The organism is Streptomyces sp. NPDC005070, from assembly GCF_053600395.1.
This window is the reverse complement of record NZ_JBSFZS010000038.1, coordinates 38,973-59,992: the sequence shown is the minus strand read 5'-3', so window position 1 is coordinate 59,992 and position 21,020 is coordinate 38,973. Positions and strand designations below refer to the sequence as shown.

At 70.7% G+C, this 21,020-nt stretch carries 19 protein-coding genes; 11 read left to right on the top strand and 8 right to left on the bottom strand.

The window, feature by feature from the left end; genetic code table 11:
• Positions 1 to 57: 57 nt before the first annotated feature.
• The 5 genes from ACWEBX_RS15520 to galU all read right to left on the bottom strand — a co-directional run bounded on the left by ACWEBX_RS15520 (position 58) and on the right by galU (position 4,192).
• Complete coding sequence (locus ACWEBX_RS15520; protein WP_384799175.1) at positions 58 to 717, bottom strand: GNAT family N-acetyltransferase; 660 nt, start codon at positions 715 to 717, stop codon at positions 58 to 60.
• 26 nt (positions 718 to 743) lie between these two features.
• A complete protein-coding gene (locus tag ACWEBX_RS15515) occupies positions 744 to 1,283 on the bottom strand; it encodes a MogA/MoaB family molybdenum cofactor biosynthesis protein (protein ID WP_451885366.1) in 540 nt (179 codons plus the stop codon).
• Positions 1,280 to 1,792, bottom strand: a complete 513-nt coding sequence (gene moaC, locus ACWEBX_RS15510; RefSeq protein ID WP_382791605.1) for a cyclic pyranopterin monophosphate synthase MoaC — start codon at positions 1,790 to 1,792, stop codon at positions 1,280 to 1,282. The genes ACWEBX_RS15515 and moaC overlap by 4 nt, the downstream gene beginning before the upstream one ends.
• 170 nt (positions 1,793 to 1,962) lie before the next feature.
• Complete coding sequence (gene glp, locus ACWEBX_RS15505; protein WP_451885365.1) at positions 1,963 to 3,285, bottom strand: molybdotransferase-like divisome protein Glp; 1,323 nt, start codon at positions 3,283 to 3,285, stop codon at positions 1,963 to 1,965.
• Positions 3,286 to 3,289: 4 nt separating this feature from the next.
• Positions 3,290 to 4,192 carry a UTP--glucose-1-phosphate uridylyltransferase GalU gene (gene galU / locus ACWEBX_RS15500; protein ID WP_451885364.1) on the bottom strand — a complete coding sequence of 301 codons (903 nt, stop codon included), beginning with the start codon at positions 4,190 to 4,192 and terminating at the stop codon, positions 3,290 to 3,292.
• Positions 4,193 to 4,325: 133 nt separating this feature from the next.
• On the opposite strand from galU, the gene ACWEBX_RS15495 reads away from it, so the two are divergent.
• Positions 4,326 to 4,901 carry a 5-formyltetrahydrofolate cyclo-ligase gene (locus ACWEBX_RS15495; protein ID WP_451885363.1) on the top strand — a complete coding sequence of 192 codons (576 nt, stop codon included), beginning with the start codon at positions 4,326 to 4,328 and terminating at the stop codon, positions 4,899 to 4,901.
• A 150-nt stretch (positions 4,902 to 5,051) separates the two neighbouring features.
• Here the strand turns inward: ACWEBX_RS15495 and ACWEBX_RS15490 are convergent, their stop codons facing one another.
• Positions 5,052 to 7,811 carry a penicillin acylase family protein gene (locus tag ACWEBX_RS15490; protein WP_451885362.1) on the bottom strand — a complete coding sequence of 920 codons (2,760 nt, stop codon included), beginning with the start codon at positions 7,809 to 7,811 and terminating at the stop codon, positions 5,052 to 5,054.
• Between the two features lie 199 nt (positions 7,812 to 8,010).
• Here ACWEBX_RS15490 and ACWEBX_RS15485 point away from each other — a divergent pair, with 199 nt between their 5' ends.
• The 6 genes from ACWEBX_RS15485 (at position 8,011) to mscL (ending at position 14,114) form a co-directional block, all read left to right on the top strand.
• The gene (locus ACWEBX_RS15485) at positions 8,011 to 9,597 is read left to right on the top strand and encodes a potassium/proton antiporter (RefSeq protein ID WP_451885361.1); all 1,587 of its coding nucleotides are present in this window, start codon (positions 8,011 to 8,013) and stop codon (positions 9,595 to 9,597) included.
• A 297-nt stretch (positions 9,598 to 9,894) separates the two neighbouring features.
• Entirely contained in the window at positions 9,895 to 11,274 is a 1,380-nt protein-coding gene (locus ACWEBX_RS15480) for an MFS transporter (RefSeq protein WP_451885360.1), read from the top strand.
• 68 nt (positions 11,275 to 11,342) lie between these two features.
• A complete protein-coding gene (locus ACWEBX_RS15475) occupies positions 11,343 to 11,669 on the top strand; it encodes an FmdB family zinc ribbon protein (protein WP_451885359.1) in 327 nt (108 codons plus the stop codon).
• Between the two features lie 159 nt (positions 11,670 to 11,828).
• A complete protein-coding gene (locus tag ACWEBX_RS15470) occupies positions 11,829 to 12,707 on the top strand; it encodes an S-methyl-5'-thioadenosine phosphorylase (RefSeq protein WP_451885358.1) in 879 nt (292 codons plus the stop codon).
• A gap of 279 nt (positions 12,708 to 12,986) precedes the next feature.
• Positions 12,987 to 13,529 carry a hypothetical protein gene (locus ACWEBX_RS15465; protein ID WP_451885357.1) on the top strand — a complete coding sequence of 181 codons (543 nt, stop codon included), beginning with the start codon at positions 12,987 to 12,989 and terminating at the stop codon, positions 13,527 to 13,529.
• A gap of 114 nt (positions 13,530 to 13,643) precedes the next feature.
• Positions 13,644 to 14,114 carry a large conductance mechanosensitive channel protein MscL gene (gene mscL / locus ACWEBX_RS15460; protein WP_451885356.1) on the top strand — a complete coding sequence of 157 codons (471 nt, stop codon included), beginning with the start codon at positions 13,644 to 13,646 and terminating at the stop codon, positions 14,112 to 14,114.
• A gap of 94 nt (positions 14,115 to 14,208) precedes the next feature.
• Here the strand turns inward: mscL and ACWEBX_RS15455 are convergent, their stop codons facing one another.
• Positions 14,209 to 14,391, bottom strand: coding sequence for a hypothetical protein (locus tag ACWEBX_RS15455; protein WP_355759474.1), 183 nt, complete (start codon positions 14,389 to 14,391; stop codon positions 14,209 to 14,211).
• 106 nt (positions 14,392 to 14,497) lie between these two features.
• Between ACWEBX_RS15455 and ACWEBX_RS15450 the strand changes: the two genes are divergently transcribed.
• The 3 genes from ACWEBX_RS15450 (at position 14,498) to ACWEBX_RS15440 (ending at position 17,841) form a co-directional block, all read left to right on the top strand.
• Positions 14,498 to 15,733: a low temperature requirement protein A gene (locus tag ACWEBX_RS15450; protein WP_451885355.1), complete on the top strand. Its 1,236-nt coding sequence runs from the start codon at positions 14,498 to 14,500 to the stop codon at positions 15,731 to 15,733.
• 52 nt (positions 15,734 to 15,785) lie between these two features.
• Positions 15,786 to 16,835: a P1 family peptidase gene (locus ACWEBX_RS15445; protein WP_451885354.1), complete on the top strand. Its 1,050-nt coding sequence runs from the start codon at positions 15,786 to 15,788 to the stop codon at positions 16,833 to 16,835.
• Positions 16,836 to 17,091: 256 nt separating this feature from the next.
• On the top strand, positions 17,092 to 17,841 hold the full coding sequence (locus tag ACWEBX_RS15440; RefSeq protein ID WP_451885353.1) for a DUF6227 family protein: 750 nt from the start codon (positions 17,092 to 17,094) through the stop codon (positions 17,839 to 17,841).
• A gap of 128 nt (positions 17,842 to 17,969) precedes the next feature.
• On the opposite strand, the gene ACWEBX_RS15435 is transcribed toward ACWEBX_RS15440, so the two are convergent.
• Positions 17,970 to 19,607, bottom strand: coding sequence for an MFS transporter (locus ACWEBX_RS15435; protein WP_451885352.1), 1,638 nt, complete (start codon positions 19,605 to 19,607; stop codon positions 17,970 to 17,972).
• Positions 19,608 to 19,669: 62 nt separating this feature from the next.
• Here ACWEBX_RS15435 and ACWEBX_RS15430 point away from each other — a divergent pair, with 62 nt between their 5' ends.
• Positions 19,670 to 20,653 carry a helix-turn-helix transcriptional regulator gene (locus tag ACWEBX_RS15430; RefSeq protein WP_451885351.1) on the top strand — a complete coding sequence of 328 codons (984 nt, stop codon included), beginning with the start codon at positions 19,670 to 19,672 and terminating at the stop codon, positions 20,651 to 20,653.
• The last annotated feature ends 367 nt before the right edge of the window (positions 20,654 to 21,020 follow it).

The window sequence follows — 21,020 nt, the reverse complement described above, 5'->3', positions numbered from 1 at the left end:
GAGCGTGAATTTAATGCCCTGACACGATCGACTGCCGATCATTTTCGAACACCTATTTCATTTTCCGGGGTGTCCGCGCTTGCTCGGGTTCTGTGAACCGGCCTGTTCCGATCCGACCTGATCCGAGCGCCCCGGCGCCGGACGCGTCCGCCTCCAGCGCCCGAGCAGTCCTTCGGGGACTTCCTCCGCGGTGAGCGCGAAGACGAGATGGTCGCGCCAGGCACCGTCGATGTGGAGATAGCGCGGGCGCAGCCCTTCCTCCCGGAATCCGAGCTTTTCCACGACCCTGCGGCTGGGCCCGTTCTCGGGGCGAATACAGACTTCGATGCGGTGCAGTCCGACGGTGCGGAAACAGTGGTCGCTCACCAGCGCCACGGCCGTCGGCATCACTCCGTGGCCCGCCACCGACTGGTCGACCCAGTAGCCGATGTGCCCGGAGCACATCGAGCCCCAGGTGATCCCGGCGACGGTGAGCTGACCGACCAGGCGCCCCTGGTACTCGATCACGAAGGGCAGCATCCGGCCCGCGTTGGCCTCGGCGCGCAGGTGCCGGACCATCTGCCGGTACGTCGGCCGGTGCGCGATCGGGCCGCTCGGCGTGGGCGGCGGGATCGTCGCCTCCCAGGGGCGCAGCCAGTCGCGGTTGCGCCGGTTCACCTCGCGCCAGGCCCGCTGGTCGCGCAGCCTTATCGGCCGGAGGACGACATCGCCGTCCACCAGCTCGACCGGCCAGGATGGGCTGTTCAGCTCGCACCCCCAGTGCCGCCGGGTCTCTGGTGGTCGCCGCCGCGGATCTGGTCGACGGCGTGGATCAGGAGGGGTTCGAGAACGGCCATTCCGTCCCTGACTCCGCCGGTGGAGCCCGGCAGGTTGACGATCAGCGTCCCCCGGGCGACTCCGGCGAGCCCCCGCGAGAGCGCCGCGGTGGGCACCTTGTCCCTGCCGAACGCCCTGATGGCCTCCGGGATTCCGGGGATCTCGCGGTCGAGCACGCGCGAGGTCGCCTCGGGGGTCCGGTCGGTGGGCGAGATCCCCGTGCCGCCGGTGGTGACGATGACGTCGTAGCCCGCCTCGACCCCGGCGCGCAGCGCCTCCTCCACGGGGTCCCCGTCGGGGACGACCCACGGCCCGTCGACCGCGAAGCCGGATTCCGCGAGGCCTTCGGCGACCAGGGGGCCGCCCTTGTCCTCGTAGACGCCGGAGGCGGCGCGGTTGGAGGCGGTGACGACCAGCGCGCTGTAGCCGGCCGTGAGCGCCGCGCCGATGACGGTGTCGCCGCTCATGCCCGGCTCCAGTCGCCCGACTTCCCGCCGGTCTTCTCTTCCACTCGTACGTCCGTGATGACCGCCCCCTTGTCGACAGCCTTGACCATGTCGATCACGGTGAGGGCCGCCACGCTGACCGCGGTGAGGGCTTCCATCTCGACGCCCGTGCGGTCGGTCGTCTTCACGGTGGCGAGGATCTCGACGGCGTCGTCCGCGACCGACAGATCAATCTTGACACCCGACACCGACAACGGGTGGCACAGCGGGATCAGGTCCGGTGTGCGCTTGGCTCCCATGATCCCGGCGATGCGGGCGGTGGCGAGGGCGTCGCCCTTGGGGACCCCTTCGCCGCGCAGCAGCTCCACGACGCGCGGCGAGACCAGGACCCGGCCGCTCGCGCGCGCGGTGCGGGCGGTCACGTCCTTCCCGGACACGTCGACCATGCGGGCGGCGCCGGCCTCGTCGATGTGCGTCAGCCGGTTCTGCACAGGGGCTCCGGAGGTCTCCCCCCGGGACGGAACAGTCATGCGTGGGCGCTCCCGGTCAGGGCCCGTCGCGGTGCGGCGCGTGGGCCTGGTGTGCGCGACACGTTACCGCCCGCCCGTCGACCGCTACGCCGCCGTGAGGGACTGTGCGCCCCCGGCCCGACCTGGGCGCCCGCGGTGGGGCCGGGGCGGGGCCCGCTCCGGGCGGCCGGTCAGCCGAGGAGGACGACCTCGACCTCGGTGCCGGGCTCGACCGAGGTGTCCTGTTCGGGGACGACGATCAGCGCGTCGGCGTGCGCGAGGGCGGCGACCAGGTGGGATCCGGCGCCGCCGACGGGCGTCACGGTGCCGTCCGCGTACGTGCCGCGCAGGAACTGCCGGCGGCCCTTCGGTGAGGTCAGCGCCTTGTCCGCGGAGAGCTTTGCCCTGGTCGTGGGCCGGTGGACGTCCCGCAGTCCCATCAGGGTGCGGATCGCGGGGCGCACGAAGAGCTCGAAGGAGACGTACGACGAGACGGGGTTGCCGGGGAGCGCGAGCAGCGGGATGTGGTCGGGGCCGATGGAGCCGAAGCCCTGGGGCTTGCCGGGCTGCATGGCGAGGGTGCGGAAGTCGATGCCGCCGCCCTCCTCGTCCTCGTCGCCGACCGACGACAGCGCTTCCTTGACGACGTCGTAGGCGCCGACGCTCACCCCGCCGGTCGTGACCAGCAGGTCCGCGCGGACGAGCTGGTCATCGACGGTCGAGCGCAGGGTCTCGGCGTCGTCGGCGACGGCGCCGACGCGGTAGGCGATGGCTCCGGCGTCGCGGGCGGCCGCGCACAGGGCGAAACTGTTCGAATCGTAGATCTGTCCGGAGCCCAACTGCTCGTCGGGCTGGACGAGTTCGCTGCCGGTGGACAGGACGACCACGCGCGGGCGGGGGCGGACCCGAACGCTGCCGCGGCCGATCGCGGCGAGCAGACCGATCTGCGGCGGGCCGAGGACGGTGCCCGCTTCGAGGGCGCGGTCGCCCGCCTTCACGTCGCTGCCCTTCGCGCGGACGTGCGCGCGTGCCTCGGCCGGGCGGTGGACGTGGACCTGTCCGTAGGAGCCCTCGGGGGACGCGCTGTGCGCGCGCATCCCGGAGACCGGCCCCTCGCCGAGCCCTCCGTCCGTCCACTCGACGGGGACGACGGCTTCGGCGCCCGGCGGGAGCGGGGCGCCGGTCATGATGCGGACGGCCTGGCCGGGGCCCACGTAGGGCTGGTCGGCCTGGCCGGCCGCGACATCACCGACGACCGTCAGGACCGCCGGATACTCCTCGCTCGCGCCCGCCACATCCGCGACCCGGACCGCGTACCCGTCCATCGAGCTGTTGTCGAACGGCGGCAGGGAGACCGGCACCGTGACGTCCTCGAGCAGGACACAGCCCTGGGCGTCGAGGAGTTGCAGTTCGATGGGTTCGAGGGGGCGGACGGTCGTGAGGATGTCCTCCAGGTGGTCGTCCACCGACCAGAGGTGTTCCTGGCCGGTGGTGCGGGTCGTGGCGCTGCTCAAATCCCTACATCTCCTCGGCTACGTAACTGCGAAGCCAGGTCCGGAAGTCCGGGCCCAGGTCCTCACGTTCGCATGCGAGTCTGACAATGGCACGCAGGTAGTCGCCGCGGTCACCGGTGTCATAGCGGCGGCCCTTGAAGACGACGCCGTGCACGGGTCCGCCGACCTTCTCGTCCGCGGCGAGCTGCTGGAGGGCGTCGGTGAGCTGGATCTCGCCGCCGCGGCCCGGCTCGGTCTTGCGCAGTATGTCGAAGATGTGCGGGTCGAGGACGTAACGCCCGATGACGGCGTAACCGCTGGGCGCGTCCGCCATGTCCGGCTTCTCGACCAGACCGGTCACCTTGACCAGGTCGCCCTCGTCGGTGGCCTCGACGGCGGCGCATCCGTAGAGGTGGATCTGCTCGGGCGCCACCTCCATGAGAGCGATGACGCTGCCGCCGTGCTGCTCCTGGACCTCGACCATGCGGGCGAGGAGGGGATCGCGGGGGTCGATCAGGTCGTCGCCGAGGAGCACGGCGAAGGGCTCGCGGCCGACGTGCGGAGCGGCGCACAGGACGGCGTGGCCAAGGCCCTTGGGGTCGCCCTGGCGCACGTAGTGCATGGTCGCCAGGTCGCTGGACTCCTGGACCTTGGCGAGCCGGCTCGCGTCGCCCTTCTTCTGGAGGGCGGATTCCAGCTCGTAGTTGCGGTCGAAGTGGTCTTCGAGGGGGCGCTTGTTGCGTCCGGTGATCATCAGGACGTCGTCAAGACCCGCCGACACGGCCTCTTCGACCACGTACTGGATCGCCGGCTTGTCGACGACCGGCAGCATCTCCTTGGGAGTGGCCTTGGTGGCCGGCAGGAACCGGGTGCCGAGGCCTGCCGCGGGGATGACAGCCTTGGTGATCCTGGGGTGTGACTCAGTCATGTCCGCAACCATAACTGGTGGCTATGTGCAGAATCTGTGGCTCCGGTTAATTCACGTTCATATGAACTGATTAAGAGAGCTACAGGAGTCACCTGTGAGACACGGCGGACCCGAACCAGAGCCTGACAAGCGAATGTTGCGGCGAGGACACCTGCTGGTGAGAAACGGGTTGACGGCCGGTGACGTGCGGGAAACCGCCGCCGCGCTCGCCGCCCGCGCGCTGGAACTGCCCGAACTGGCGCAGGCCCGCACCGTCGCCGCCTATGTGTCCGTGGGGAGCGAACCGGGCACCCTCGCCCTCCTGGACACTCTCCACGCGCGCGGGGTGCGTGTCCTGCTGCCGGTCCTGCTACCGGACAACGACCTGGACTGGGGCGCGTACACAGGGCCGGACTCCCTCACGGAGGTGCGGCACGGCGGAAAGACGGCCCTCCTGGAGCCCGCGGGCGAGCGGCTGGGGCCGGAGGCCGTCCAGGACGCCGACGCCGTTCTGCTGCCCGGCCTCGCCGTCGACGCCCGCGGGATGCGGCTGGGGCGCGGCGGAGGCTCGTACGACCGTGTGCTGGCCCGTCTGGAGCGCTCGGGCGCGGACCCGGCGCTGGTGGTGCTCCTGTATGACACCGAAGTCGTCGACCGGGTCCCGGAGGAGGCGCACGATCGGCCCGTCCACGCGGTGGTGACCCCTTCCGGGGTGCGCCGCTTCCGCTGACGGGGAGGCGGACGGCGGACGAGGGGCCGGAGCGGCGGACGAAAGTGGCCCTCCACGCGTGCGTGGAGGGCCACTTTCGTCAGGCACCGGCTTCAGGGCGTCGAGCACGGCGAGGACGCCGGCGCCGACGGCCGCCGAAGCGTCAGGGCTTCAGGGCTTCAGGACCAGGGTGTCGGTCGTCTTCTGGTCGACGGCCTTCTTGCTGAAGGCCCACGGCAGGAGTTCTCCCTTGGCCCACAACTCCGTCTGGTCGGTGTAGTGCGCGCTGTAGGCGTGCCCCGAGGCGCCCGTGAGGTTGATCCACTTGGACTTGTCGAGGTCCTCGAGGTTGACGACCATCCGCATCGAGGGCACCCAGACCACCCCGTAGCCGCCCGCCGCGTTCCAGCCGGTCGCGTTGACCGTCGCCTCGCCGCCGCCGAGGTTCCAGGGGCCGCGGTTGAGCATGTACTGCAGGAAGCCGGGGCCTTCGGTACCGAGGGTCTGGTTCTTCAGGAACAGGCGGTGCAGCCGGCCCCAGCTCCAGGTGTCGATGTCCTTGCCGAGCTTGGCGGTCAGCTCCCAGCGGGCGTCGCCCATGGCCCGGAGGAAGAGGTCGTCCCGTGAGGTGCTCGCTTCCTCGGTGCGCGTCTTGGGCAGCTTCCACCAGTCGTTGTGCTCGTCGTCGCTGATCTTCCGGACCACCTCGAACCAGCGGTCGCCGCCGTCCGGCTGCGCCTGGTCCGGCTCACGCTCGCCGCACTCGCGCACCGTCTGGTCCTCGTCCGCGGGACCGGTGGTGTCGACCTGCTCGACCCACAGGCACTGGCCCTTGACCCGCAGCTCCTTCGGCAGTTTGTTGCCGAAGGCGAGCTTGAGGATGTTGCGCCAGGTGGCGTTGAAGTACGCGGCCGCCGCGGAGTCGGCGTCCTGGGTGTAGTCCCAGCCCTCCAGGAGCTTCTGCGCCGCGCGGACGTCCTTGTCGGGGACGTCGATCTTGAGCAGCAGGGGCACGATCTTTGCGGCGATCTCGCTGCTGTTGTCGAGCTGCATCTGGCGCATGTCGTCGGTCGAGATCTTGGCGCCGCCCTTGGTCTTCGCCTCGATCAGGTCGGTGATCCGCTGGCTGCGGGTGCCGTAGCCCCAGTCCGTGGTGAGCGTGTACGGGTACTTGTCCGGGTCCACGACCGCCTGGTTGGCGGTGACGATGTAGCCGCGCTTGGGGTTGTACTCGTAGGGCAGGGCGGACGGCTTGATGTAGCCGGTCCAGCGGTACTTCGAGTCCCAGCCGGGCGCGGGCAGCGAGCCGTCGTCGCCCTTGGCGCGCGTGGGGATCTTGCCGGGGAGCTGGTAGCCGATGTTCCCGCTCGCGCCGGCACCGTCGGCGTAGACGAGGTTCTGGGACGGCACCTCGAAGGACGCGGCCGCCTTGCGGAACTCGTTCCAGTTCGACGCCTTGTCCATCGCGAAGACGGCGTCCATGGTCCTGCCCGCGGCCAGCGCGGTCCAGCGCAGTGCTATCGCGTAGCCGTCGCCGCGGTCGGGCGCTCCCGCGTCGACCGTGGCCTTCTTGCCGACCTGGACGAGTTCGTCGTCACGGTCGGAGAGCAGCGGCATCCCGTCCTGCGCCTGCCGGACGACGATCGTCTTGGCGTCACCGCCGGCGACCTTGATCGTCTCCTTGCGGGTGGTGAAGGGCAGCACCTTGCCGTCGTACTCGTAGCCCTCGCCGGTGATCTTCTCCAGGTAGAGGTCGGTGACGTCGACCCCGGAGTTGGTCATGCCCCAGGCCATGTCGGCGTTGTGGCCGATGACCACACCGGGCATGCCCGCGAAGGTGTATCCGGAGACGTCGAACTTGCACGTCGCGGAGACCGCGGTGCAGTGCAGACCCATCTGGTACCAGACCGAGGGCAGCGACGCCGACAGGTGCGGGTCGTTGGCCAGCAGCGGCTTGCCGGTGATCGTGTGGCTTCCGGCGACGACCCAGGAGTTGGAGCCGATGCCGTTGCCGTTCACGCCGACGGCGGTGGGCAGGTCGTCGAGCACGTTGTAGAGACCCGAGAGCTGGCTCTGGAACCCGGAGGGCGTCTGTGTGTTGCCCGCGAGCCCCGTGCCCGCGCTCGACGCCGAGGTGGTGCCCGAGGGGCTGTACGTCCCGGTGGCACTGTCGTACGAGCCCTCGCGGACGATCGTCTTGTGCCGGTCGTACGGGTACTCCGGGTAGAGGTCCGCGATCTGCTTCGGGCCGAGCCGGCTCGTCATCAGGGAGCGGTCGATCTCCTCCTGCATGTTGCCGCGCAGGTCCCAGGCCATCGCCTTGAGCCAGGCCACCGAGTCGACCGGGGTCCACTGGGTCGGCTTGTAGTCGTTGGTGAAGCCGAGGGCGGCGTACTCCAGGGAGATGTCCTTGCCGCTCCTGCCCTTCAGGTAGGCGTTGACCCCCTCGGAGTACGCCCGGAGGTACTTCTTCGTGGAGGGCGACAGCTTGGTGTCGTACTCCTTCTTCGCGATCCGGTCCCAGCCCAGCGTGCGCAGGAACTCGTCGTTCTTGACCTGGCCCTCGCCGAACATCTCGGAGAGCCGGCCCGAGGTCATGTGGCGGCGCACGTCCATCTCGTAGAACCGGTCCTGCGCCTGGACGAAGCCCTGGGCCATGAACAGGTCCTCGTCGGACGAGGCGTAGACCTGCGGGATCCCGTTGCCGTCGCGCTGCACGGTCACGGGCCCGGACAGCCCGTCGATGCGGATGGATCCCTTGGTCTGCGGGAAGGAGGCCCGCACCGTGCTGATGCTCCAGTACGCGCCGAAGGCGATGCCTCCGATGATGGCGAGAACCAGGACAATCAAGAACAGTCGGGCTTTGCGCCCCTTCTTCCTGCCGGGCTTGCCGGGCTGCTGGCCGGAAGAGGCGGTGGTGTTGGGGGGCATCGCTGTCCTTGCTGTCCTAACGCGAGCGGCAGGCGGTCCTGGAGTGCTGGGGCAACCATAGGCGCAGGGCCAACCACGCCTTGACGCGGAGTAGGAAACCGGGAAGCACGACTGTTCGATCTTGCCTCCGGGAACGTCAAGAAAACGTCAAGAGTTAGGTAAGGTAACGAAGTACTTGCACTGAAGTGGCCGGCTTCCGGTGCTCGGATCCGGGTGCCGCCCCCGCGGAACCGGATCGGCGAGAAAGGAACAGCCCCTGACTGTCCACCACCTCAACCAGCTCCTGCTCGTGTGCTCGCTCGTCCTTCTCGTCGCGGTGGCGGCGGTCCGGATCTCTTCGCGCAGCGGGCTCCCCACGCTGCTCGTGTACCTGGGGATCGGCGTCGCGATCGGCCAGGACGGAGTCGGCGACGTCCAGTTCAGCAATGCCGAACTGACCCAGGTCATCGGATACGCGGCCCTGGTCGTGATCCTGGCCGAAGGCGGACTCGGCACGAAGTGGAAGGAGATCAGACCGGCCCTGCCGGCGGCCTCCTCGCTGGCAACGGTGGGCGTCGCGGTGAGCGTCGGCGTCACGGCCGCGGGCGCGCACTATCTGATCGGCCTGGAATGGCACCAGGCCTTCATCATCGGAGCGGTCGTCTCCTCGACGGACGCGGCGGCGGTCTTCTCCGTCCTGCGGAAAATCCCCCTCCCCACGCGCGTGACGGGCATCCTGGAGGCCGAATCGGGCTTCAACGACGCCCCGGTGGTCATCCTGGTCGTCGCGTTCTCCACCGCGGGCCCGGTCGAGCACTGGTACACGCTGCTCGGCGAGATAGCGCTGGAGCTGACCATCGGCGCCGCCATCGGTGTCGCGGTCGGCTGGCTGGGCGCGTACGGACTGCGGCACGTTGCGCTGCCGGCCTCCGGCCTCTACCCGATCGCCGTGATGGCGATCGCCGTCGCCGCCTACGCCGCCGGCGCGCTCGCCCACGGCAGCGGCTTCCTCGCCGTCTACCTCGCCTCCATGCTCCTCGGGAACGCGAAGCTGCCGCACTGGCCCGCCACGCGCGGCTTCGCCGAGGGGCTCGGCTGGATCGCCCAGATCGGCATGTTCGTGCTGCTCGGCCTGCTGGTCACCCCGCACGAGATGGGCGACGACATCGTCCCGGCCCTCGTCATCGGTCTGGTGCTGACGATGGTGGCGCGGCCGCTGAGCGTGGTCGCGGGCCTGCTGCCGTTCCGCATCCCGTGGCAGGAGCAGGTGCTGCTGTCCTGGGCGGGTCTGCGCGGCGCGGTGCCCATCATCCTGGCGACGATCCCGATGGTGAGCGGCGTCGCCGAGAGCAAGCGGATCTTCAACATCGTCTTCGTCCTCGTCGTCGTCTACACCCTCGTCCAGGGCCCGACCCTGCCGTGGCTGGCCCGCAAGCTCCGCCTCGGCGGGTCCTCGGGGGCCTCCGATCTGGGCATCGAATCGGCACCCCTGGAGCGGCTGCGCGGCCATCTGCTGTCCGTCGCGATCCCCGAGGGATCGCGGATGCACGGAGTAGAGGTGGGTGAGCTGCGGCTGCCCCCGGGCGCGGCGGTCACCCTCGTCGTCCGCGAGTCGAAGTCCTTCGTGCCCATGCCCACGACGGTGCTGCGGCTCGGCGACGAACTGCTGGTCGTGGCGACCGACCCGGTCCGCGACGCGACCGAGAGACGCCTCCGCGCGGTGGGCCAGGGCGGCAAGCTCGCCGACTGGCTGGGCTTCGACGACGGCGGCAAGGAACACCGGACCCAGCACAGAACGGGCCTGTGACGCGAGCGCCGGGCCGTCGACCGGCTTCCTAGGAGACTGCGCGTTCCTACGAGACTGCGGCTTCTTACGCGACTGCGGCTTCTTACGAAACTCAGGACGCGCCTCTTGCACGACCTCTTGCACGACCTCGCCGAGGCTTACGACACATCGAACGAAAACGCGAAGACGAAGGGCATTCACAGGCCCACGACCGCGGAGTGCTCTTTTTCACAGGCCCGACATGACGGCCACCCCCTGTACGATGAACGCACACCTTGATCGAACCAACTCTGCCTGACGCAGAGCTGGCGCGACCGTATGGCGGCCGTGACGTCCTTCCGCAGGGGGCGCCGGTATCTACCGCAGATCCGCGCAAGAGGACAGCTCTCGGCGCCCCCGCACGGGCGCGCTACCAGGCGGCAGAAAGGCACGGCCGTGGCATCCACGGTCACCTCCCGTCCTGGATACGGACAACTGCTGCGCACCCGCGGCGCCTGGACGTTCCTGCTCCCCGGCTTCGCCGCCCGTCAGCCGTTCGCCATGCTGACGATCTCCATCGTGCTGCTCGTGCAGCACACCACCGGCTCGTACGGTGCGGCCGGCGCCGTCGCGGCCGTCACCGGTGTCTCCATGGCACTGTTCGCGCCCTTCACCGGACGTCTGGCCGACCGGCACGGCCAGCGGGCCGTCCTGCTCCCCGGCGTCCTCGTGCACGCCGTGGCCGGCCTCTCCCTGACCGCGCTCGCGCTGGCGGGCGCCCCCCTGTGGGTGCTGTTCGCCGCCGCGGTGCCCACCGGCGCCTCGGTGCCGCAGGTCGGCCCCATGGTGCGGGCACGCTGGGGCGTGAAACTCCAGGGCTCGCCCCTGATGCCGACCGCCGCCGCCTTCGAGTCCGTCACCGACGAGCTCACCTTCGTCTTCGGCCCGCTGCTCGCCACCGCGCTGTGCACGGCCGTCGCCCCCGCCGCGGGCCTGCTGACCGAGGCGTCGCTGACCCTCGTCGGCGGCCTGCTGTTCGCCGCGCAGAAGAGCACACAGCCCGCGGTCTCCGCCGCCGGGCACGCGCGCGTGGAACACGGTTCCGCCCTGCGGATCCCCGGAGTGCGCGTTCTGATCGTGACGTTCCTGGGCATCGGTTCCGTCTTCGGCGGCATGCAGGTCTCGCTGGCCGCGTACAGCGAGTCGATCGGCGAGCCCGGCCTGAACGGTGTCCTGTACGGCGTCTTCGCGGCCGGCAACATGCTCTCGGGCATCGTCTGCGGCGCCGTCGCCTGGAAGGTGGCCCCGCAGCGACGGCTCGTCGTCGGGTACGCCGCCCTCGCGCTGGCCGCGTCCGGGCTGTGGGCCGCGAACTCGTTGATGGTGCTCGCCGGCCTCGGCCTCGTGGTCGGCATGTGCATCGCCCCGAGCCTGATCACCGGCTACACCCTGATCGAGAGCCTCGTCCCGCAGGGCGCACGCACCGAGGCCTTCACCTGGCTCACCGGTGCCGTCGCGCTCGGCCAGGCGGCGGCCGTCACGGTCGCCGGACAGCTCGAGGACAGGCTCTGGGACGGCGCCGGGTTCCTGGTGCCGATGGCCGGTACGGCACTGGCTCTGGCGACCCTGGTGTCGCTGCGTTCACGCCTCGTCGCACGGACCCCGAGCCGCGCCGTCGCACGTGGCGTCGGTCACCGCGTGCCGGTGACAGTGGACTGATCTCGCGGAATACGTCAGTATGGACCGTCGTTAGCACTCACTAAGTGAGAGTGCCAGGAGGAAGACAAGTGCCGACCTACCAGTACCAGTGCACCGAGTGCGGCGAGGGCCTCGAGGCGGTGCAGAAGTTCACCGATGACGCCCTGACCGTATGCCCGAGCTGCGACGGCCGCCTGAAGAAGGTGTTCTCGGCCGTCGGCATTGTCTTCAAGGGCTCCGGCTTCTACCGCAACGACAGCCGCGGCTCCTCGTCGAGCAGCTCGCCGGCGTCGAAGCCGTCCACGTCCTCGGACACGAAGGCCGCGTCGTCGGCGTCCGCCTCGTCGTCCTCGGACTCGAAGTCGTCGAGCGCGAAGTCGTCGGGCACCGGCTCCGCCGGCAGCTCCGCCGCGTAAGGACTCCTCGGCCCGCGGCCGGGGCTCCCCGTCCCGTCCCGGCCGCAGCGCCTCACGGCCCGCAGGCCGCACAGGCCCGTTTCCGCGGAAGACCCCGTCGTCGTACGACGACGGGGTCTTCCGCGTTCCTCCGTCGGGACAGCCCGTAGGGTGCCGTTCATGGCGAACACGGAGAACCCACGGAACCCGGCCGGGGAGCAGTCGACGGCCTCGGCCGAGATCGGTGTCATCGGCGGCTCGGGCCTCTACTCCTTCCTCGACGACGTGACCGAGCTGCGGGTCGACACCCCTTACGGACCGCCCAGCGACTCCCTGTTCCTCGGCGAGATCGCCGGCCGGCGGGTCGCCTTCCTGCCCCGCCACGGCCGCGGCCACCATCTCCCGCCGCACCGCATCAACTACCGGGCCAACCTGTGGGCGCTGCGCTCCGTCGGCGCCCGCCAGATCCTCGGCCCCTGCGCCGTGGGCGGACTGCGTCCCGAGTACGGGCCCGGCACCCTGCTCGTTCCCGACCAGTTCGTGGACCGTACGAAGTCACGGGCGCAGTCCTACTTCGACGGGCTGCCGCTGCCCGACGGCACGGTGCCGAACGTGGTGCACGTGTCGCTTGCCGACCCGTACTGCCCCGTCGGACGGAAGGTCGCTCTGGAAGCGGCACGCGGACGTGACTGGGAAGCCGTGGACGGCGGTGCGCTCGTGGTCATAGAGGGCCCGCGGTTCTCCACCCGGGCCGAATCCCTCTGGCACCAGGCGCAGGGCTGGTCGGTGGTCGGCATGACCGGGCATCCCGAGGCCGCGCTCGCCCGCGAACTGGAGCTCTGCTACACGTCGCTGACCCTGGTCACCGACCTGGACGCGGGCGCCGAGAGCGGCGAGGGCGTCTCGCACGACGACGTGCTGAAGGTGTTCGCGGCGAACGTGGACCGGCTGCGGGACGTGCTGTTCGACGCGGTCGCGGGACTGCCGGCGAACGGATCGCGGGACTGCCTGTGCACGAGGGCGCTGGGCGGCATGGATCCCGGCTTCGAGCTGCCGTGACCTGAACCGCCGTGGCGCCGACTGCCGTGATCCGGGCCGCCTTGACCGAGGGGCCGGGATCCTCCGTGCCGTGACCCGGGCCGGGGTAACCGGGGCCGACGTGACCCGAGCTCGGCGTGACCCGAGCTGCCGTGACGCGTGCCCGAGCGGGGCGGAATCTCCCGTTCGGGTGAGGGAGTTGTCCACAGTTCCCGGGCCGTCCACGGGTGCCTGCGGGCTTCGGCGCGAGACCTCATCGTGGGATCGCAAGCCGGTCCCTCGTCACAGGTGGTGGTCACCATGGCACAGCTCTCGCGACACATCCGCCCACCGGGCGCGGACACACCTCCGACGTGCGAGGTGCCGCAGTTCGCGCCCTTCCGGGTGCGGGGCGGGCGCTTTCGGCCCCGGCCCCTCGCACGGCACAGGAGGCGGGCGGTCGCCGCGGGCCTGGCCATGACGGCGGCCGCGCTCGTGGCGGCAGGTCCGGGCGATGCCGGGCGGGCCCGCGGACATCCGGCGTCCACGCCCTCCGCGTCCGCCTCCACCACGGCTTCCACCCCCGTACGCGGGCCCGGTCCGGCCGGGACCGTGAGGGCGCCGGTCCGGATCGCGGACGCAGACGTGGCGCGTCTGCTGCGTCCCGGCGACCGGGTCGACGTGGTCGCGGCGGACGACGGCGGCGAGGTGCGGGTGCTCGCGGCCAGGGCGCGGGTCACCGGGGTCCCGGACGCCGGCGCCACCGGCACCGGAGCACTGGTCGTGCTCTCCGTTCCGCCCGCGACGGCCGTGCGGCTGGCCGGCGCGGGCACCACGTCACGGCTGGCGGTGACGCTGCGATGAGCGCCGAAACCGTGTCAAGTCTCTCGATCGAGCTACCCAGTTGGACAGGCTCGGAACACCCTGCCGTAGGTTGCGGAGCTGTTTGTTCCACAACATGCGCGGAGGGGCCTCCTAGTGAGCGACAAAAAGCAGCCCGGCGTCTGGGAGGGCTTCAAGGCCTTTCTGATGCGCGGCAACGTCATCGACCTGGCCGTCGCCGTGGTCATCGGCGCGGCCTTCACCAACATCGTCAACGCCGTGGTGAAGGGCATCATCAACCCGCTGGTGGGCGCTGTCGGTACGAAGAACCTCGACAACTACAGCTCCTGCCTGGAGAAACCCTGCACGGGCACCGGAGCGAACGCCAAGGGCATCCAGATCATGTGGGGCTCGGTGCTGGGCGCCACGCTCAGCTTCGTGATCACCGCCACCGTCGTCTACTTCCTGATGGTGATGCCGATGGCCAAGTTCCTGGCCCGGCAGGCGGCCCGCCAGAAGGCGAAGGAGGGCACGAGGGAGGTCCTCGAGGTGTCCGAGCTGGAGGTGCTCAAGCAGATCCGCGACGAGCTGGTCGCCCAGCGCGGCCAGGGACGCCGCGAGTACTGACGGCGAGGCCGCGGGCACGCGCCCGGGAACTCGGCCGAAGGCGCCGGGACCCTGGGGCGCGCCCGTCCCGGGGCCAGGGCGCCCGGAGCCGGGCTCAGATGTGGTGGGGCGGCTTCTCGTCGAGGAAGCGCTTCAGGTCGGCGGCGCTGTCACCGGTGCTGTCGGCCCGCTCGCCCCACCCACGGTCCGTATCGTCCGAGGACTGCTGGTTCAACGGATCGTCGAAGACCAGTGCGGGCTTCGGATCGCGCGGTTCGGGGGCGGGGGCGGGACTCATGCCCCAAGCGTACGCCGCGGGGATGCGGGGCCACCCTGGTCGACCCGGGATCGCTTGTGAAGGCATTCACAAGAATTCCCGGCGCTTTTCTGCTGTGCTTGGCCCTATGACCTCCCGTTCCGCTCCGGAATCCGCCTCGACACCACGGTCCGCGGGCCACTGGCCGCTGCGCAGAATGACGGCCCGCGGCCGCGACGAGGCGCACCGGGTCGCGTCGCCGCTGGAGCTCCTGTTCGACCTCTGTTTCGTGGTGGCCATCGCCCAGGCGGGCGCCGAGCTGGTGCACGCGGTGGCGGAGGGGCACGCGGGTCAGGGCATCCTCGACTACGCGATGATCTTCTTCGCCATCTGGTGGGCGTGGATGAACTTCAGTTGGTTCGCGTCGGCCTACGACAACGACGACGTGCTCTACCGGGTGGTCACGCTGGTGCAGATCGCCGGCGTCCTGGTGCTCGCGGCCGGGGTGTCCAAGGCGTTCGAGAACCACGACTTCCTGGTGGTCTGGCTGGGCTACGTGATCATGCGGTTCGCGATGATCGCGCAGTGGCTGCGGGTGGCCCGGTCCACCGAGGGGGCCGAGAGAACGGCGGCCCTGCGGTACGCGGGCGGGGTACTGCTGTGCCAGATCGGCTGGCTCGGCCTCCTGATCACGCCGGAATCCGTCCGCCCGTGGGCCTTCTTGGTGGTGGCTCTCGCCGAACTGTGCGTCCCGCTGTTCGCGGAGAAGGACTTCACCACGTCATGGCATCCGCACCACATCGCCGAGCGGTACGGACTGTTCACGATCATCGTGCTGGGCGAGACGATCGCCGCCGCCACCGTCGCGGTGAAGTCGGCCGTCGACGAGCACGACGCGCTGGGCGAGCTGCTCCCGATCGCCGCGGGCGGCCTGCTGATCGTGTTCTCCGCCTGGTGGATCTACTTCGTGGTGCCGATCCACGGCCATCTGCGGTCCAACGGCCAGGCCTTCCTGTGGGGGTACGGCCACTACCTGATCTTCGCGTCGGCCGCCGCGATCGGTGCGGGTCTGGAGGTCGCTGTGGAACAGACGGTCGGCACGGCGCACATCTCCACGCTCTCGGCGTCCGCCGCGGTGACACTGCCGACCGCCCTGTACTTCCTCGCCGTCTGGGTCCTGCACTCCCGCCATTTCAAGGTCGGCATCGCCCAGCAGCTCGTGCTGCCGACCACCGCGCTGCTCGTCATCCTGTGCACCTTCCTGGGCGACTGGGCGGTCCTCGCCGCGGGGATCGTCTCCGCGCTGGCCGTGGCGGTCGGGGTGGTGATGACGACGCGGATGGTGACGAGAGAGGCGGCGGCCGGAGCGGCGCGCGGCACGTAGCCCGGCGTGCGCGAACACGCCGCCGCGGCCGCGGGCGGGGAAGACTGGGCGCATGACAGTTGACGCTCTGACAGATGTCGCGGGTCTGCGGGTGGGGCACGCGACGCGCAGCGGGGACGGTTGGCTCACGGGGACGACGGTGGTGCTCGCTCCCGAGGGAGGTGTGATCGCCGCCGTGGACGTGCGCGGCGGCGGGCCCGGCACCAAGGAGACGGACGCGCTCGATCCGCGCAACCTCGTGCAGCGGATCGAGGCGGTCGTGCTGACCGGGGGCAGCGCCTACGGGCTGGACTCGGCGTCGGGCGTGATGGCGTGGCTGGAGGAACGGGGACGCGGGGTGCGGGTGGGGCCGGACCCCACGCACGTCGTGCCCGTCGTGCCGGCGGCCTGTGTCTTCGACCTCGGGCGCGGCGGCGACTTCCGGTCACGGCCGGACGCCTCCACCGGACGCGCGGCGGTCGAGGCCGCCGACGCGAGTGCGCTGCGGGCGCCGGTGCGCGAGGGCGGCGTGGGCGCCGGTACCGGCGCGGTGGTCGGAGCGCTCAAGGGCGGGGTCGGGACGGCGAGCGCCGTGCTGGAGTCCGGTGTCACGGTGGCCGCGCTGGTGGTGGCCAACGCGGTGGGCTCGGTGGTGGAGCCGGAAACGGGGGCGCTGTACGGGGAGTTGGCGCGAGGTCGTACGGCGGGTCCGCCGGCCGCGGTGCGCGAGGCGGCCCGGCTGCGGCTCGCAGAGGCCGCCGCGCGGAACGCGCCGCCCCCGCTGAACACCACGCTCGCCGTCGTCGCCACCGACGCCGGTCTGACGCGGGCGCAGGCGCAGAAGCTCGCGGGTACGGCGCACGACGGAATCGCGCGCGCCGTGCGGCCGGTGCATCTGCTGAACGACGGGGACACGGTGTTCGCGCTGGCCACGGGCGACAGGGAACTCGACGCCGGGAACCCCTTGGCTCTCAACGAGATCCTCGCGGCGGGCGCGGACCTGGTGACGCGCGCGATCGTGCGGGCCGTGCGCGCGGCGGAGCCGGTGGACGGGCCGGGCGGAGCGTGGCCGTCGTACGAAGAGCTCTACGGGGAGGGAGGGTTGGGGAACCGGACGTCGTAGCGCCCGGGAACTGGTGCGGCAAGGGCGCCTTGCAGGACAATGAGTGTGACGGGCCGGAACCTTTCGCGGGCCGCGTGGACCGCTGGAAGTGCCGCCTGACGACGGCCTTTTGACGAACTGACGAGCCGCGGGGGAACTGACCGCACGGCCCGCCCGTTTTCCGTCCGTACGTTTTCTCGGTTCGCGGACATGATGTCCGACCGAGGGGCTACGGTATGCACCCACAAGGTGACATGCAGCAACGCCGGGAGAAACCTTGAGCGTTCCGTACGAGACAGCAGCGTACGAACCACCCGAGTCGCCCGAGTCTCCGGAGGAGCATCTCGCACGACTTCTGGGCCGCGCCCTGAACTCGTTCGAGCTGCCCGACGAGGCGATACGGCGGCTCGACTGCGCGCTGGCGCACGACAGCTCGCTGCACTCCGCGCACCACAGCGCGGGGCTGCACCGGGAGACGTACCGGCACACCTGGCTGCTCGCCGACGGTTCCACCGTCACGCTGTGGGAGCTGGTGCACAACACGGCGGCCGGTCACGACGCCCAGCACGAGGTCTACGTCGACGAGGAGGAGCTGCGCACGGCCACGGCCCGGCTCCCGCTCCCCCCGGACGCGCCGGACTTCGAGCTGCCCGTGTTCGTGCAGTTGTCGTCGATCCCCGAACCGCGTCACACCTACGTGCCCGACGACTCCGCCGATCACGCGCGCCGGCTCCTGCGGCGTGCGGAGAATCCGGACCGGCCGGGCGCCGACCTCACGTCGCTGCTGCTGCGGGAGGCGTTCGCGCACCAGATCACTCAGGCCTTCGGACGCCCTTGCCGTGCGGGGCAGGCGGGGCTGTGCTTCTCGCTCTACGAACACGCGTTCCTGCTGCGCGACGGGCGGGAGATCTCCTTGTGGGAGGTCGAGCACACGGCGACACCGGACCGGCGGCACATGTGCGAGGTGTACGCGAGCGAGGACGCGGCCCGGGCCGCGATGGAGCGCCGGGCGGCACGACTGGGCTGACACCGGACTGACACGGGGAAGGGGCCCGGCACCTGAGGTGCCGGGCCCCTTCCCCGTTCGGACCTCCGCGTCGCGCGGGTGGCGGCGGAACCGGGCATCGCCCCCCGAGGCGGTGCCCCCGAGAGGGATCAGCCGACGAACTCCGGCTTCAGGTCCTGGTCCGCACCCTGGTCCTGGCCCACGTCCTGACTACTGCCCGGGCCCTGACCCTGATCCTGATTCCTGCCCTGGTCCTGGCTGTCGTCCTTGCTCTGGCCCTGCTCCCGGGCGTCCGTCTCGTCCTGTGCGCCCTCCACGTGCTGGGCCGGCCGCTTCGGGAGGGCGAACATCAGCAGGAAGATGACGGTCAGCACGGCGGCGACCCAGCCCAGCGCGTGCTGGAAGGCGTTCACGAAGGCCGGGCCCACCTGGTCGAGGGTCAGCCGGTCGCCGATCTCTCCGAAGAAGAGGACCGAGACCAGGCCGAGGCCGAGCGCGTTGCCCATCTGCTGCACGGTGTTGATCAGGCCCGAGGCCGAACCAGAGTGCTCACGCGGGACGTCGGAGAGCACGGCGTCGGTCAGCGGCGCGACGATGAAGCCCATGCCCGCTCCCATGACCACCAGCGGGAGGGCCATCTGCCAGGGGGCGATGTCCATGCCGTAGCGGTCGGACTCCCAGATGTAGAGCAGCACGCCCAGCGCCATGACCAGGGCTCCCGCCTGGAGCACCTTGCGCCCGAAGCGCGGGACCAGAAGCTGCACGGACATGCCGGCCGCCGCCGACACCGCGATCGAGAACGGCACTCCGGTCAGCCCCGCCCGCAGCGGGCTCCAGCCCAGTCCGATCTGCATGTACAGCGTCCAGACCAGGAAGAAGATGCCGAGCGCGACACCGAAGACGGTCTGCACCGCGATGCCCGCCGCGAAGCTCTTCACCTTGAACAGCGACAGCTCGACCAGCGGTGAACCATCCCGCGCGGTCTTCCGCTTCTCGTACGCCACCAGCGCCGCGAAGACCACGAGGGAGCCGGCCATCGAGACGTACCCCCACAGCGGCCAGCCCAGCTCGCGGCCGCGGGTCAGCGGGTAGAGCAGCATCAGCAGGCCGAGCGTGACGAGGGCGACGCCGACGAGGTCGAGCTTGAGGGCCTTCGGGGCCTTGGACTCGCTGATGAAGCGGCGGCCCAGGATGAGCGCGACGACACCGACCGGCAGGTTGATGAGGAAGATCGGCCGCCATTCCAGACCGAACAGGTTCCACTCGGTGAGGAGCGCGCCGAGCAGCGGGCCCGAGACCGCGCCCAGACCGACGATCGCGCCGAACAGGCCGAAGACCTTGCCGCGCTCGTGCGCCGGGAAGGTGGCGTGCACGATCGACAGGACCTGCGGCACCATCATCGCCGCCATGGCGCCCTGCAGGATGCGCGAGGCGACGAGCATCTCGGGGTTCGCCGCGAAACCGCACAGCGCGGACGCGACCGTGAAGCCGGCCACGCCGAGGAGGAAGAGCCGCTTGCGGCCGTGGATGTCACCGAGCCGTCCGCCGGTGACGAGTCCCGCGGCGAAGGCGAGCGCGTAGCCCGCGGTGATCCACTGGATCTGGCTGAAGGAGGCGCCCGCGTCCCGCTGGATCGACGGGATCGCGATGTTGACGATCGTGACGTCGACCAGGTCCATGAAGGCCGCGGTCATCACGATGGCGAGGGCGAACCAGCGCCGTCGGTCGGCCGCGGCGCCGGGTGCCGGGCTGCTGAGAGCTGTCTCAGGGGTCTCGGTGGAGGTCATGCGACCAACTTAGAACCCTATTAGGTCAGATCACGTCCTAGTTCTCCGGCACCCTGGAAACCATGACGACCGATACTCCGGCCCGGCTTCTCCAGCTCCTCTCCCTCCTCCAGACGCCCCGCGAGTGGCCCGGCGGCGAGCTGTCCGAGCGCCTCGGGGTGTCCCGTCGCACGGTCCGGCGCGATATCGACCGGCTCCGCGAGCTGGGCTATCCGGTGCAGGCGACCAAGGGTGCGGACGGCGGCTACCGGCTGGTGGCGGGCACGGCGATGCCCCCGCTCGTCCTCGACGACGAGGAGGCCGTCGCGATCGCGGTGGGTCTGCGGGCCGGCGCCGGGCACGCGGTCGCGGGCGTGGACGAGGCCTCCGTACGGGCGCTCGCCAAGCTGGAACAGGTCCTGCCGTCCCGGCTGCGCCGCCGCGTGTCCATGCTCCAGGCCGCGACCACTCCCCTGACCAGCGGGGACGGGGCGAGCATCGCCCCCGAGACGCTGACCGTGATGGCGTCGGCCATCGCGGGCCGCGAACGGCTGCGGTTCGCCTACCGCTCCGGGGACGGAACACCGTCGCGGCGGCTGACCGAGCCGTACCGGCTGGTCTCCACCGGCCGCCGCTGGTATCTCGTCGCGTACGACCTCGACCGCGACGACTGGCGGACGTTCCGCGTCGACCGGGTGAGTGAACCCTTCGCGACGGGAGCCCGGTTCACGCCCCGCGAACTGCCGACGGGGAACGCCGCCGAGTTCCTGCGGCAGTCGATGTACCGGCGTCAGGAGACCTACACGTACGACATCACCTTCGCCGCCCCGGCCGAGTTCGTCGCGGCGCGCGTGCCCACGTGGGTCGGCGCGCCCGAGCCGATCGACGAGCGGAGCTGCCGGCTGCGGGCCTCCTCCAGTGACTCGGTGGAATGGCTCGCGGTGCGGATCGCGATGGTCGACTGCGACTTCACGGTACGAGAACCGAGAGAACTTGTGGATTACGTAAGGGAGTTGGGTGCACGGCTGAGCCGGGCGGGGGGAGTGCCGCAGACTGACGGCGCTTGACGGTCGACCGCACTCCACGGGGGTGGTGACACCCGGTGGACCGTCGGCGACGGCAGGTTATGTCGCTGTGGCAGAATCTGCCATCCGGGTCACCCCGGGGTTCAGGTTCGGGGTGGCCCGCCCCCGTGCTGCCCGGAATCCCTCCGCACCCGTCCCGCACTTCGCCCGGCCTGGCCCTTTGCAGGCCCGCACGCCTGGCCCCGGTCCCCCGGCCCCCGGGCCCCTGAAACAAAAGGGAGCCGAGCTTCGGCGCCAGGGGGGGGAGGCGCCGAAGCTCGACTCTGGAAGAGTCCCGGCGCGGGGGGGGGTGAGCGTCGGGACTCGGTTCTCGGGAGCGGCCTGTATCCGTTGCGGTGACTTCCGCTCG